General features: G+C 45.2%; 12 protein-coding genes and 2 pseudogenes. 1 reads left to right on the forward strand and 13 read right to left on the reverse strand.

The window, feature by feature from the left end; translation table 11 throughout:
* Nucleotides 1–723: 723 nt before the first annotated feature.
* Nucleotides 724–1899 (forward strand): threonine/serine exporter family protein, encoded by a 1176-nt coding sequence (locus AB4249_RS18275; protein ID WP_017037876.1) that lies wholly within the window; start codon nt 724–726, stop codon nt 1897–1899.
* A gap of 312 nt (nt 1900–2211) precedes the next feature.
* Here AB4249_RS18275 and AB4249_RS18280 read toward each other — a convergent pair whose 3' ends face one another.
* From AB4249_RS18280 to AB4249_RS18340, 13 genes and pseudogenes are all read right to left on the reverse strand, one after another.
* A complete protein-coding gene (locus AB4249_RS18280) occupies nt 2212–3195 on the reverse strand; it encodes a GTP-binding protein (protein ID WP_017041051.1) in 984 nt (327 codons plus the stop codon).
* Nucleotides 3196–3287: 92 nt separating this feature from the next.
* The gene (locus AB4249_RS18285; protein ID WP_372104269.1) at nt 3288–4964 is read right to left on the reverse strand and encodes an amidohydrolase family protein; all 1677 of its coding nucleotides are present in this window, start codon (nt 4962–4964) and stop codon (nt 3288–3290) included.
* A 109-nt stretch (nt 4965–5073) separates the two neighbouring features.
* Nucleotides 5074–5709: a hypothetical protein gene (locus tag AB4249_RS18290; protein ID WP_372104272.1), complete on the reverse strand. Its 636-nt coding sequence runs from the start codon at nt 5707–5709 to the stop codon at nt 5074–5076.
* Nucleotides 5669–5791 (reverse strand): annotated as a pseudogene (locus AB4249_RS18295) (carboxylesterase family protein); the annotation flags it as partial. The pseudogene AB4249_RS18295 and the gene AB4249_RS18290, both read right to left, overlap by 41 nt.
* Nucleotides 5792–5835: 44 nt before the next feature.
* Nucleotides 5836–6120: a hypothetical protein gene (locus AB4249_RS18300; RefSeq protein WP_017062010.1), complete on the reverse strand. Its 285-nt coding sequence runs from the start codon at nt 6118–6120 to the stop codon at nt 5836–5838.
* Nucleotides 6121–6497: 377 nt separating this feature from the next.
* Nucleotides 6498–7457 (reverse strand): annotated as a pseudogene (tnpC, locus tag AB4249_RS18305) (IS66 family transposase); the annotation flags it as partial.
* Nucleotides 7358–8098: a YegS/Rv2252/BmrU family lipid kinase gene (locus AB4249_RS18310; protein ID WP_372104275.1), complete on the reverse strand. Its 741-nt coding sequence runs from the start codon at nt 8096–8098 to the stop codon at nt 7358–7360. The gene AB4249_RS18310 and the pseudogene tnpC, both read right to left, overlap by 100 nt.
* A 19-nt stretch (nt 8099–8117) precedes the next feature.
* Complete coding sequence (locus AB4249_RS18315) at nt 8118–9023, reverse strand: LysR family transcriptional regulator (protein ID WP_017064697.1); 906 nt, start codon at nt 9021–9023, stop codon at nt 8118–8120.
* A 78-nt stretch (nt 9024–9101) separates the two neighbouring features.
* Nucleotides 9102–10484 (reverse strand): BatD family protein, encoded by a 1383-nt coding sequence (locus AB4249_RS18320; protein ID WP_372104278.1) that lies wholly within the window; start codon nt 10482–10484, stop codon nt 9102–9104.
* A complete protein-coding gene (locus AB4249_RS18325) occupies nt 10481–12187 on the reverse strand; it encodes a VWA domain-containing protein (RefSeq protein WP_171733651.1) in 1707 nt (568 codons plus the stop codon). Before AB4249_RS18325 ends, AB4249_RS18320 begins: the two co-directional genes overlap by 4 nt.
* The gene (locus tag AB4249_RS18330) at nt 12180–13259 is read right to left on the reverse strand and encodes a VWA domain-containing protein (RefSeq protein ID WP_372104281.1); all 1080 of its coding nucleotides are present in this window, start codon (nt 13257–13259) and stop codon (nt 12180–12182) included. Before AB4249_RS18330 ends, AB4249_RS18325 begins: the two co-directional genes overlap by 8 nt.
* On the reverse strand, nt 13252–13794 hold the full coding sequence (locus tag AB4249_RS18335) for a DUF4381 domain-containing protein (protein WP_372104284.1): 543 nt from the start codon (nt 13792–13794) through the stop codon (nt 13252–13254). Before AB4249_RS18335 ends, AB4249_RS18330 begins: the two co-directional genes overlap by 8 nt.
* Nucleotides 13795–14757: a DUF58 domain-containing protein gene (locus AB4249_RS18340; RefSeq protein ID WP_017066900.1), complete on the reverse strand. Its 963-nt coding sequence runs from the start codon at nt 14755–14757 to the stop codon at nt 13795–13797. It lies immediately after the preceding gene.
* Nucleotides 14758–14768: the final 11 nt, after the last annotated feature.

Below are 14768 nucleotides of genomic sequence, written 5' to 3' on the forward strand. Positions count from 1 at the left end.
GGGTATGGGTATCGAGATACAGACTACTTCTTGGAAAGCCGCGATGAACCACAAATAAGCGGCTCTTTTTTACCCCAATTTTCTGCTCTTAAACCTTATCGACTGTATCCGCCCCATGAACCCACGGGACGATATTGTTAATACGTGAGCGCCGCAATCACACTGTTAGCGCTAAGGAACCTTTGAAACCGTCACCAAAGCTCACTCATAATAAGCTATTATTTACAGTAGATTTCGGTTAATTTTCCAAAGGCCATTATGAAAAACAAACTGAGTTTAGCAATTCAAGCATACTGCAACTGGATTGATTCAAACATTATTGAAATTGCTTATGTCGGTTCCATTCTAGTTGTGATTCTAACGCTCATCATCAATCTTATTTACGCTTCCATTTCCTAAATATTAGTTTCCTTTACTCATTACCGAGCTTTTCTAAAAGCCTCAGAGTTAAATCAATCACCTCATGGATTTGGAGTTTTACGCCTTCAAATAGCTGCGTGAGCGGATCTATTTTTGAGGTTGCAGCTTCAACAATGACTGATTTACCTCAACGATAAACTGATAACCTCTCATTCAATGAATCCTATCTTTTTAACCATTGCCTTGTTCGTTTGTAGGGGCCCGTCCTCTATACACGACTATTGGTTACGCTTGAATGAGGATACTATTGAATTAGAATGCCCCTCAAACATATATCGCCTTGGTGATTGAGAAACAAACAGAATGAAACAAACAAATCATATCGAACAATGCCAGCAAGAAATTTTGAGCTTTTCGGACCGATTACATCAATCTGGTTGCGCGCCTTACTCGGTAGCTCAATACACTCAAGCTTATGCAAAACGCCAGAACATTGATGTCTCTATTGATGTGACCCCGACAAAAGTCATCACTATTTTTGAGCAACCCACGCAAAAAGTCGTGATGGAAAACAAAAAACCACCCTCGGTTAACTTACGTGATTTAGTCGCAACGCTTAAAGGGCTTTCGACTCATTCCCATTACGAAGGTTCAGAAACCTACTCGAATCGTACCTTGTGCTTTGCCAATTTATTGCTTCCGCCATGTTATTTAATGTTAGTTGGCAGTACTTATCTGGCGGTCGGTTTATCCATTATTCTGGGCGCTATAGCCTGGCTAGCACAAATTTTCCTGACTGGGCCAAGAAGCATTCTTGTCGAGTTCTTTGTCGCCTTAGTAGCCAGTTTTTTAACCGGTATGATAGCGGCACAGGTTCCCGGCTTACCAACATTGGCACTGTGCATTTCTTCCATTGTCCTTTTTATTCCTGGGTTAACCGTCACCAACGGCTTAGCCAGTCTTGCTCTCAATGACTTTCGGTCAGGTATCGAACTGCTTGCACAAAGCGCACTCATAGTAATGAAAATATTCATCGGCATTGTTATGGGGTTAGGCTTAGCCAACATAATCAATCAACCATTATCGGTACCGGTATTTATTGATGAAATCCCATTCGTTCTTCATATCACCGCACTGATCGGGATTTCTGTCGCTATTGGCCTTATTTTCAACGCAAGTATGACAGAAATTCTCTTAGGCCTTCCTGTCGCGGCGATTGGCATGTGGGGGCCACATTGGTTTACTTCCGATTGGGTTGTAGGTACATGGGTAAGCACAATACTCATTACGCTTTACGGGTTGGGGATGGGAAAATTGCGTCACGTTCCACCACTCATATACATTATTCAAGGGATCATCATTCTTGTCCCCGGTAGTCGAATCATTGTCGGAGCAAGTGAGTCCTTCTTTGCGACCTCCATTTTACCCATTCCGAATATTGGTCTGTCCGCCTTGCTGATGTTTGGCGCGATTATGGCGGGACAAATCATGGTTTATTCTATATTTAGTCGTCATTTTGATTCCATCATTGAGGACTAACCATCGATCTAACAATCGCTGATCAACATGCCCCAATAACCCACGATTGAGTCTTTATCTGCTTTTTGGCGTTAACCGATTCTGAGAAGGTACTGATGAACAGAGTCTCGAAAATCGATAAGACTATTTTGTTTCAGATGGCGAGGGGAATGAGCAATATGGATTTGGAAAAACCGAATAGAATCGAAAGTAGCCAATAATTCAATAAGATAAGGATACTTAGGATGAGTCAATGCAAACTAGGCGGAGGTAAGCTAGGTATAGGCAAGCGCTAGGTTGATAGGCTTGCCATCTACTCCATTTCCGTTCTAACTACGCCACCAGTGCGTTCAGTTTTTTACGCATACTCTCTTTATCAAGGCCACCTTTAGGTCCAATGAAGACTAACCGTGACGAACGAGATTCATCATCTTCCCATGCATCTCCAACCGTCACATTGGCTCGCTGGCCCGTGCACTGAAATACACAGCGATGATCAGGACGATCGGTTAAATTTAAAATACCCTTCATGCGATAAGCATCAATTGAAAACTGTTGCAGTAGAGGATACAAACTTTGTAGATTAAGCGGTTGATCAGTTTCAAAGCTGAATGTTTCGAAATCATGGTTCACGTGATGACAGTGCTCATCATGACAATCATGGTGCTGGCATTCCTTTTGATCAGCCGCTATTTTGTTAGTGACAAAGCGTGTACTTTCAGGGGCATCAAATAAGATAGGTAAATCCACTTCGCCGAATGAAATATCAATCAATTTAGCAAACGGAGCTTGTACACGGCACCATGCTTTGACTTGCTCTAGTTTATCCGTATCAACTAGGTCAACTTTATTAACCAGAACAATGTCCGCCACTTGAATTTGCTGCTTCGACAACGTCTCCATTGGGCCTTCTAGCCCTAGAATGTTTTCCGCATCGATCGTCGTCACGATTGCATTTAAAGGTGCGTGTGCTTGCAGTTCCGGATCTTCAAATTGAAGTGCCACTTCTTTGGGTTCTGCAATACCTGAAGTTTCAACAATAATATGGTCTGGGCGTTCCTCTAATGCGAGTAAACGCATTACCGAAACGACGAGGCCTTCTGCAAGGTTACAACAGATACAGCCATTCTCTAGGCTGATCATGTTTTCACTCTTAGATTTAACCAACTCAGCATCAACATTAATTGAACCAAAGTCGTTGACGATCACAGCCATGCGCATTCCATTTGCATTGGTTAATATATGGTTTAGTAGGGTCGTTTTCCCTGCTCCTAAAAATCCGGCTAAAATTGTTACTGGAATAGGCTTCTTGCTCATAGCATGCTCTCTTTCGGTTTTCGTTGTCTATATTTACTCGGTAAGCAATAAAAAAGGTTGAGCTAATGCCCAACCTCTTAAGTCAGGAGAACTTAGCCCGTCACTTTGTTACGAACCGCTTCACCTGGGTTTGAGTCTAGCAGCAGTTCACCAGCTTCAATGATAGGTGTCCCGTTTACAAGTACGTATTTCATGCCTGTAGAAAGGGCATTTGGTTTATCAAATGTTGCAACGGCTTTTACTTCATCAAGTTTGAAAATAGCTAAATCAGCATCTTTACCTACTTGAATACGACCTTTATTTGCCATTTGTGGCACAGCATCCTCAAGAATACGACATGCGTTTAAGCTCGTTCGTTCCATCGCTTCTACTAGTGTTACGGCTTTGTATTCATTGACATATTTTTCAATAAATCGAGAGAAACAAGCAATCGATCTAGGGTGAGCTATTGCGTTACTTGGTAGCGGCCATACATCACCTTCTATTAATGTACCTTTATCATCCATCCAAGGCATTGCATCAGATGCGATAGCTGCACCTGGGAACAATACTGAACGATCCATTTTTGCGCGATCTTCTTTGTTCTCATCGGGTTTTAAGAAGTGCATGACAACCACGGTACCGGGCGCTGATGCTTGTAGTTCAGTGACTTTTTCTTGGTTTAGTGCTTTACCATTCGCTTCCATGTAGCTAGCGCTTGGTACACCCCAACGTTGTAACCAATCGTCACCACGGAAAACTTCTGCGCCAATAACGGAAGAGCCAGCACCATAAGGATAAGCTTCAGTAGTAACGGCTAAACCTTGATCAATGGCGGATTGAACTAAATCGGCACAATCTTCGATATCTTGTACTGACGTGCTGTTGAGGTGACAAATGTGCATGTGTGCACCCGTTGTCGCCGACAGGCTAATGAGTTCTTGGTATGCTTCAAAGCTTGATTGTGGCTCTGCGCTGTTTAGGTAACGAACGTGAGTGTAGGTTGGTACTTCATAGCGTTTTGCTAGTTTAGCAAGATCATAGTACTCTTTGTGGCCATAACCTGGTGCGTAACCCGCGTTAATACCAATGCCTAAGCCCCCCTCTTTAAGACCTTGCTCAACCGAGCCCAGAATTTGTTTTAATTCATCTGGGGTTGCTAGGGTATTTTGCCAATTGTTTTTAGAAAAAGCTTTCTGGAACCAAACAATCGTACCATCAGGAGCAGGCATCGTAGGTTCTTTTGCTTGAATACGAGCGTAAGTCCATGCTACAGAAGCGCCGTAATTAATCGGGCGACCTTCAGCAGCAGTAATATCGTAGTACGTTCCGATTGGGAATAGACCAGATTCCATCTCAAGAGCGGTGGTTACGCCATCGAATGCTTGAGCACGGGCAGCAGGAAGTTGTTGTCCGTGAGCGTGCATATCGATAAAGCCAGGTGCAACCACGAGACCTTCAGCATCGATGATTGTTTTGCCTTGCAGCTTTTTGTCTGAGATTGCAGCAATACGCTTACCTTTAATACCGACGTGACGAATTGCGTCGAGTCCAGTTTCAGGATCAACAACACGGCCATTTTCGATAACGATATCAAATGGCCCTTTCTCGTTAGGCATCAGTTTGATGTTTTGGCCAACCAGTTTTTCAGGGGCTGCATGTAAAACAGAGGCAAAAGGCAGTGCCGCAGCCCCAACCGCTAACTTAGTCAAAGTCGAACGTTTATCTGTATCGACACCATCAAGTAATACTTGCGTAGCGTCCAATTCATTTGGGTCGTAATTTTTCATATTGATACCTGTTATGTTTGTTGTAAAAAAATACTAGTTCATGATTGCTATGAAAACTATGCTGCATGTAGAAAAATCAATCGATTGACTAACACCCACCTTTCCATCATTAGAATCCACTGCCAACCGTTATATAAAACGCGCTGTCAACGTCACTAAAAGAGAGGTCTACCCCCATGTGTAACCCATATCGGCAAGCTATCTGATAGCGAAATCCAGCACCATACGCATCGACACTTTCATCGTCTGACAGACTGCCCTCTACTGTCGCTTTACCCAGGCCATAAAACGCAGAAACGGTCCAACGATTATCAATCGCATTATCGTATTCCGCGACAACACCCAGCCCAGAGGTCACCGAGCTTTCGCCCATAAAATATTGAATAACGCCATTGATAGCGTTATTCACATCTTCATTACTGGTCTCAAACTCTACCGAGCTCTGGCCAATAATCTGTTTCACACCCAGCATCAATGGTGTGTTTGCCACTCGAAACTGGAGCTGCTGAAGCGCAGCGACTCCCGAGTTTTTTGTGCCGAATTGAATCGTTTTGTTGTACGACGCACCTATACTGAACTCTTTGAAAATATCGAGGTTCGCCTTTCCAGCGCCAACGCCACCCGTATATCGAATGGTATCTTTTAGCCACGACGGTATCACCGTTAATGTCGGTATCAGAACCTGCGCCATATTCAAAGTCCCCACCATGAATAAAGACATACACGGGTAATGACTCTGAACCATTGATCTCCGAAGGACGCCAAATATTAAGATTCAAGCAATCTTCAGATTGCTCTTGCTGGGTTATTTTAAGCTGTGGGCACACGGCGCTAAATTGTGTCGCATCTATAGCGCTATCAGCATTGTCTTCTAATTGACGGAGTGACTGTGCTGAAAACGTTGTTGATCGGCGTAAGTGATTCCTTTAAACGCTTCAATGGATACGCGTTGCTCGTCACCTGCTAAGGTATTGATCACAACAGACTCTCTATTTGCGAAAAGAGTCGCGTCCCCGATGGATACTGAAACCTGCTCTGTTGGTAATGTCTGAAGCGGTTCTGGCTTAATAGGACGTGAGCTGGTTTCATCACTACCCCACGCAGAAAGAGCAACAGTGATAGCGATAACCATGAGTGAGCGATGCGTTAAATTCATGGTTGTACCCATAAATGTGTTCGGCCATCTGACCTGATATTGGTATCATCAAACCTGAGAATCCCTATGCTCAGCCATGCTCATTTCTGGAGTATTTGAAGTATTTTTTCTTTATGGTGCGATATTAATTCACTCTTTAAATTTGAATAAATCGCTTATGCAGGACGTGACCCTACATATATTCACTACCGTGAGTGGATGTCGCTTTTTATTTATCACAAAGACTTCTTGTTGTACCTTATTTGGCTGACTATCTAGGGTTGATAAAATTTCAACGGGTTCTTGAAACAGCTCTATAGGGGGTTGCTGTGACTCTCCTTCTGAAGCTTCAAACTCATCAAAGAACCCAAATATGTTATTAGAGTCTGATGGCATAGCTAGCACCAAACGTAAGTTTCGAGGCCAAAGCCAATATTGTTGAGGTCTGTTTTGACTTGACCCGAAGAGGTCCAAGGTAGAAGTGCGTCGATATCAGGCTCTGCTTTCGCCAGCTCTTTCATGCACTTGACCATGTAGTCTTAGAGGATAAGACCGTTGGCTTTCGCGGTCTCGATGATGCTGTAAAGCATCGCGCTCGCATCAGCACCGTTTGGTGTGTTGGAGAATAGCCAATTTTTCCTGCCAATAACCAGCGGTTTAATTGCGCGTTCAGCGCGATTATTATCGATAGATAAGTGACCATCGTCGATATAACGAATGAGTTTAGGCCATTGCCCGAGCTAGTACTTTATTGCTTTGCCTAGTGGGCTAGAGCCTATCACCTTCTGGGTTGTCATCCATTGGTAAAGCTCATCCAGTATCGGCTTGGCATACGCTTAACGCTCTGCTTTGCGTTCTTCGGCAGGCGCACCTTTTAAGCGTGATTCTATCCCGTAGAGCTTTTGGGGTTTAGCCAGCACTTTATCAGCCTTGCCCGATTTACCTTCCCCTTGAAGCTTCTTCGCGTCCATGAACTTGCGTTAAGCACCCCACATTAGTGACGTGATGCAGACCATGATAAGCCGTGTAGCCATCGGTTTGTAGATAACCGTTGTAGTCACCTAAAAAGTCCACGGGGCACACCCTCGCGCGACTGTTTTGATAGTCGTACAAGGCGATTTTTTCACATTCGGCAGTGCCGCTTCGGGCGAGTCAGCGCCTGAGCAGTAAAGCCACATATAACACTGCTTCTCTTCTTTGAGCACATTGAGCGGCGTTTCATCCACCTGAACCACCACTTGTTGAAGTAGGTTCTCCTTCAAGGCCACATACAGCGGGGCGAACTTCTCACTGACTTGGATAACCCACCTTGCCATGGTGGCGCGTGATAGCTCGATACCCGACTGGGTAAACAGCGATCATCAATCAATGCATTGGGTGCTAACTCTTGTCCTCCACCCGCTAAGCGACCATTACAAAAAGCACCAACAAGGATCTCGCCGGTAAAGCTGCCTTTGTCTATGGGCAACGTGCCACTGTAGGGCTTAAAGCCAAGTGCTTTCACCACACCTGTTAGTGTATACGCACCGCCACCGAGAAAATCTTTAAGCTCGACTGGCGTTTCAGCTGTGACTTCAGCACCAAAACCCGCCGCAGCGACATTCATAAAATAGCGGTCATTCGCACGCACGCTATCCACCGCAAACGCCTTGCCTTCCAGCGCTAGTTCAAAAGCACCCGAAATATCGTTAGGTATTCCCGTTGCGGTAGCAAAATCATTCGCAGTGCCCATTGGGACAAGCGCCAGTTGTGGTCTTTCACTGGCACGGAACAGGTTGAGCGCGTTAACGGCTTCATTCACCGTTCCATCGACACCGACAACAATCAGACGCTTAACACCATCGCATATTGCCTCGCTTACCAAACGAAACATGTCCGACGATTCCCAAGTCACTCTAACTTGCAGGTCAATATCATTGTCCCTCGCCGCAAAGGTGGCTTGCCTTAATTCCGGGATATTGGCTTTCTTTCCGTTTAAAATCACGCGAATGCTGTCCATGGCTATGTCCTTGTATAGGCTAACTTGATAACTCTTTTGCTGCCGCTTTGATCTTAGCTCGTAACCACTTATGGCTTGGTTCATTAGTACGGCTTGGATGCCAAATCATACACATATCGAGGTCTTCCAACTCGAAGGGTAATGGTAGTGTTTTTACCGCGTACTTTTCAGCAAAACAACGCACTGATGAAATAGGCATTACTCCGATGTACTCAGAGCCTTCGATAACAGGAAGCATCTCTACAACGCCCGCTGCGCGATACACGATTCTACGTTTCTCAAGGTCACTATAGTGCTCAGAGCTTAATAAGCTTTTGCGCGCATGCCACCTAGAGACCACCACATGCTCGAGTGCTAAGAACTGTTCCATATCGATGGTATCGCCAACCGTAGGATGATCACTACTACACACCACGACCAGCTCTTCTGTAGAAATCACCTCGTGCTTAAGCATGGTTCTTCCTTTAGGCGTCATATCAACAATCACGTCGTGTCTTTGCAGCCTTAAATCAGACTCATAGTCTTCGGTAAACAGAGGATGAACCTCTAACGCGATACCTGGTGCGACTTGGCTGATTAACCGCATGACTTTTGGCATCATTTCGTAGCTCGCCGCCGAGACGCAGGCAATGGAAAACACGCGGCCTGAGGTTTTAGGATCGAAGTCTCTTGATGCGGATAAGGTAGAAGTAAAGTTTTTAAGTGCAGCGGCCATTGCAGGATAGATATCAATAGCGAATGTGGTTGGCTCTACGCCTGATGTGGTGCGATGAAACAGTGGCTCATCATAGATATCTCTCAACCTTGCAAGTGCTTTACTCACTGCTGGTTGGCTTATATCCATGCGATTAGCAGCTCTAGATAAGTTCTGCTCTTCATAGATAGCAACAAATATAGGAATTAGATTTAGTTCGGTACTTTTCATACAGTTCCATATTAAAGAAGCAGGTTCCCCATAGTAGAGAACCTGCCGATTATGTTCGATGCGAATAACTAAAGTTTGCTACTTAGTTCTATCTTTTAAGTTTGGCAAGGCTTTAGGGATTTTCAAGCGAGCGGCAATTGAACGAGAATTGCTTGAGTTTGATGTGTCACTGGGCAAGTTACGTAACCCTTTCCATAAACGAGTGAATACGTTTTTATCTTCACATCCTTGTTGAAGGGCTTCGCTATCTTCTAGCCAACGCTTTTGTCCATTTGATTTACCATGTTGCGCTTTATCCAGTTGCACTTTATTCAGTTCTAACTGAGAGGTTTGGTTTCGCAATTGACGGTAGATAAAGGTTCTTAATGCAGCCCAATTACCTTGCTTAACTAAACGACGTAGTACCAGCCAACTCGGTGTTGGGCGGTTTGCGTAGTAACGCTTAACCGAAACAATCAACGCAATGCAGACCAACAACGCCAAACCAACACTAATAAACACCGACATGTAGGCCTTGATGAAAGATTGGACTGTGTGTTTGGCTTCAAACACTTCGCCTTTTATCACCACGTTTTCAAGGCGTTGATTTTTGCTGTCCCACCACTGAAATGAAAACTCTGGCAGCGTAAACTCACCACCCTGCTGAATCACATATACAGTCTGTTCAACTCGGCTTGAGCGATAATCACCACGTTCTTGAGTGTCATCCAAACGGTTGGGCTGTGGGTAAGCTTGGAACTGCTTAGTGGACTTATTGGTTAGCACATCTGGCAGCAACACAGAAAAGCTGTCTTTTGCCTTAATCGTGATAGTTCGAGTAATAGCATCGCCAACTTTTAGCTCTTCACTTGAGCGTTGCCATTGCTGCTCTATATCTACTTCTGTCGCAGAAAACCAAGGCGTTTCATTATCGAGTAAACCTGAAGGCAACGAAGCTTCAAACTTAATCGGCTGCGTGTAAAGCGTACCGCCCACGTTTGAACCATCAGGAGCAGAAACTTGGATACGAACCGGCACGGTTGGAATGACAAACTCGCCAGAAGTCATCGGATAAAGTGTCACTTCCCATCGTTGACGCGACCATGTAGTGCCATTGACCCGTTCCGTGTAATTAGTCGCGAGTTGGTTACGTTGCTTAGCGATCACGTTAGGGATTTCGATACTGCCGATTCGAGTCCCTCCCGTTAACCAACGCGGCGTCGCCACCTCAATGTTCAGAATTACCTGATCATTAACGCTCACTTTAGTCTGCGTTATCTTATCGCCTGACTTTGGCTTTTCCCCTACCCAAGCGATAAGCTCAACGTCACCACTTTTTTGGAGGTCGAAGATATCTGTAGCAGAAGCAACAAAAGGAAAAAACCAACTCAATATAAGAATCATCGACAGTAGCCACTTATGGGATCTGAATCGCACTCTCTTTGATTGAATCGCTTCAAGAGCTAAATCATATCGACTCATTGCGTTTGCTCCTGTTTTGACGCTTGTTCGATGGAAGGCGCAGGATCTCTTAACTGAATTTGGAATTTGGATTTCAAGAAGAACTTAGGATCGGCTTCTACTCGCTTTAACCACTTGTCGGCAAGCTCTTGGCTGCCCAAAATCTCATTCGCGTTAAGTGTTTCCTTAAGCATCAATTCCGCTACCGTTTCTTCTTCAGCGCCATCACCCGTTCGCGGCTGATCGTCTTCGAGTTCTAAAGATTCTTCAGGGCCATCTGTGGTTCCAGACTGGCTTTCACTGGTTCGGTTTACCTCTTCGACAATTCCACTAAGCACAGCAAGATTGTTCTCCACATCCGTTCTTAGTTCTGGTGACAGATCCTCTTTCTCACTTAATGATTTCAAGAGGTCTCGTGCGGCAAGGTATTCACGCTGCCTAGCTAACGCACTCGCTGCATTGTACAAACCAAGGTCAGTTTTGGTTTGCAAAAACGCACTGTGAGCGAGCTTAAAATCACGAGCATAGTAGTAAGCCGCACCTTTTCTCATGGGGTCGGTGAAATGTTTTGCCGCTTCAAGGTATTCTTTCTGGTTCAACAGGCGTTGACCTTGTTGGTCAGGCGTTAACCATAAGTCCCACCACCATTGAGCTGTTTTGTCCCAAGTAGTAACCGACTCCACCACAACTGGTTTCTCAGCGGTTAAGTTGACTGTTTTCGCCAAAGTGTCTGGTGAATACATGCTGCTTGTGATCATCAAACCAACGACACACCACTGCACCAACCACCCTTTTCTGAACCATAGCAACATAATGAAAGCCATTGGAATAAGCAGTCCATAGCCCATGTCTTTCCAAGGCATTGAAGATTCGCCGTTGAGCTGCATGTTTCTTTCAACCGCTCTGTTCAGTTGTTGGATATCCGAATCATCAACGGTCACTTCAATCACTCGTCCACCCGTCTTACTCGCTAAGTTACGCAGTGAATCTAGGTCGACAGGGTTATCGCTCACCACATTACTGTTTCCTGCGGCGAGAATGAGCAACTGATACGGATTGTCGTTAAAGAAACTCTCGTACGCCCTAATGGTGCTTGGGTTTACACCATCTGATACCAACAGTACAGAAGAGCCTAACTCACCAGACAGTTGCTGATTAATCAGTGGCAGTGCTTCCTCTGCTGACTTACCTGAAACAGGCATGATATCGGGTGTGATAGCCGCTAGAAACGGTTCAAACACCTTGCTGTCTTGCGTGACGGGCATCGCCACGTGTGCGCTGCCTGCATAAACCACTAAGCCCGTATTACCGCCTTTGCGAGCTGCCAATAAGTCTCTAATTTTCTGCTTAGATCGTTCCAAGCGACTTGGAGGCAAATCTTTAGCAAGCATAGATTCACTATTATCAAGCACAACCAACATCGACGCTTTGTCTTCACCAAAAGGCGATGCTTCACGTTGCCATGTTGGGCCAGAACAGATAATGATGGCGATAGTCACAATTACCACCAATAGCTTCAACGGCAGTTGCTTGCGCCAGCCTGTTTCGCCAATCGTCAATGCATCACGTAAATGTGCAGGTATAATGTCTTTCCACGTTGGTTTGGTCTCTTCTCTCCAACGAACCCATAACAGGAAAAACATTGGAATAAAGGCCAACAACCACAATGGTCGGATAAAATGAAACTGGGTAAAAAACTGTTGTATCGTGAGAGAATCAGGCATCACTCTCTCCTTTCAAATTCTTAACAGAAGAAGCGAGCAGCGATCTTCGGCGTATCGTTGCTAAGCTGAATGCGGTCAAATACATCACTACAACAATCGCCATCAAATAGTGGTGCAGCCCCTGTTTAGGACGATAAGTGGTACTTTCATATAATTGTGGTTCTAGCTCACCAATCTGAGCGTAGGCTTTGGTCAGTTCGTCGCGGTTAAGTGCCTCAAACGCTTCGCCACCAGACTCTTGAGCCACTCGTTTGATGGTTTCCATATCCAAAGCCACTTCACCAACGGTTTGTGGGTCACCCATGGCGATCACGTGAATACGAACGCCTTTCGCCTTCGCAACTTTGGCGGCATCAATCGGTTCAACAAAGCTTCCCGTATCATTACCGTCGGTTAGTACGATCACTACTTTCTCTTTTTCCTTGGCATCAACACTTGAATCTTGAACGGCAGCACTTTGCTTTTCGCTTTGTTCAAACACCTTAATCGCCAAGCCAATTGCATCACCTAAGTGCGTGCTTTGCCCTGCCATCGCGACATCGGTTTGATTAAGCAGTTCAAGCCAGACATTTTGGTCAGCTGTAAACGGTGTTTGTACAAACGCTGCATCACCAAAAAGAATCAAACCGAGTCGATCCCCTTTTCGTGTAGTCGCAAAATCAGCCAGCACTTCTTTGGTCGCGTCCAAACGAGATATTTTATCGCCCCGCTTAGAGGTAAAGTCTTGTTCTGCCATTGAGCCAGATAAATCGACCACCACCATCACATCACGACCCAATTGTTCGCGAACCTGTGGCTCACCAAGAATGGTTGGTTTCGCTAACGCACACACGACCAATACCCAAGTAATAATGAGCGTGGTTCGTTGCCACCAGCTTGGAGTTAACTGGCTTGCACCTTCTGACGGTGCTTCCCCAATCGCTTCTACCAATTCTCGAAAAAATGGCACCTTAATCGCCATTTGCTTAGTTCGATAAGCTGGCACCGCAAAGTAGACCAACAACGGTAAAGGCAGCGCAATAAACCACAGCGGATGCGCAAATTCAAAACTGGCAGATAAAACATCAAACATTGTCTTGCCCCTCAACCGTTACCTGTACATTCGGCTTGTGAAGTTTTAGCCACATCATCGCGGTTTGAATTACCTCTAAACGCTGTTCAAAGCTCAAACGCACATTAGAGTCAATTAGGCTTTGCATCCATAATTCCGAAACTTCATCGGCAAAGAACGCATTGCTGTTTTCACTCGTGTTGGTGCTAACAGGCAGATAAGCGTTCAAACGGTTCACATAAGCTTGGCCAAACAACTTGGCATTACTGCTGTCTAGGTAACGAAGCACCACTTTGAGGACTTTAAAGGTTCGTTCGGTTGAGTTCTTGTCTCTTGCATCCAGTACCATGAGTTCTTGAAGCGCTTCTTTGCGATAACGGTTATTCCACCACCTTAACGCCAAGCGATAAGCCAGATAGATAGCGACCAATAACAGAATAACGCCAAGGATCTTCCAGCCGATCGTTTGAGGAGCCCAGCTCACACTGTCAGGAATCGCTACATCGTGCAGTTCGCGGAGGATATAGGTACTTGGGGGAGTATGTTCAACAGCCATTTAGCGCCCTCCCACTAGTTTCTGCAGCTGTGATATGTGATTGCCCGACGTGTCTAATTCTATATAAGGGAGGTTTTTCATCGCCATCAATTTAGCAAGGGACAGTTTCTGAAGTGCCGCTTTTTGGGCAAGGCTTTCACTTGCGAGGTTAACCTTAGATTGGCTATCCAGATTAAGTTGAAAGCGACCATCACCCACCACCCAGTTTGCGCTTGCAAGATCTTGAGGCAATGACTGTTCTAATGAATCGGTGACCATAATGGCCAAGATATCGTTGTGTTGCTGTAACTGCTTTAGTCGATCGAGATGTTGTTCTCGGCAGTCTCGCCAGTCACTAATGAATATCAAGGTTGATTGCTTGAGTCTCATTCGTTTGATCAGTTCAATCCACTGGCTAAAACCAACATTATCGCCATCACTTACATTGACGCCTAAGCTTTGATTGGCTTTGGTAAGATGTTTTAGCTGAGCCAACAAATCAGATTGAGAACGTTGAGCTTTGGTATGAAACAGTTTTTGGTGCGAGGCCAAAACGAAGCCGACACGATCACCATCTTTCAGCACTCGCCATCCACACAATGCCGCCACTTCGGCAGCCACAACAGATTTCATGGTGTTTTGAGACGCAAAGAACATCGAACTGCGCTGATCGACACAGATCATCACATTACGGTCTTTCTCTTCGGTATAGCTACGAACATGAGGCTTACCCGTTCGCATCGTAACTTTCCAATCGAGATTACGGATATCATCACCCAATTGGTAATGACGTAATTCTTCGAAGTTCAAACCACGACCACGGAACAAAGAGTTATGTCTGCCCGAAAGTACGCTGCCCGCTTTTAAATGAGGTAACAGTGAAAACGACTCAGCTTGAGCCTGAATTCGCACTAACCTTGAATAATCACAATACAGTCGTGGATCAAGGCCTTGCGATTTGGGAGCTTGTGTTGGCTTCGCCATGACGCCCCCTA

Source organism: Vibrio sp. 10N.261.55.F4 (genome assembly GCF_041470465.1).
Lineage (GTDB): Bacteria > Pseudomonadota > Gammaproteobacteria > Enterobacterales > Vibrionaceae > Vibrio > Vibrio crassostreae_C.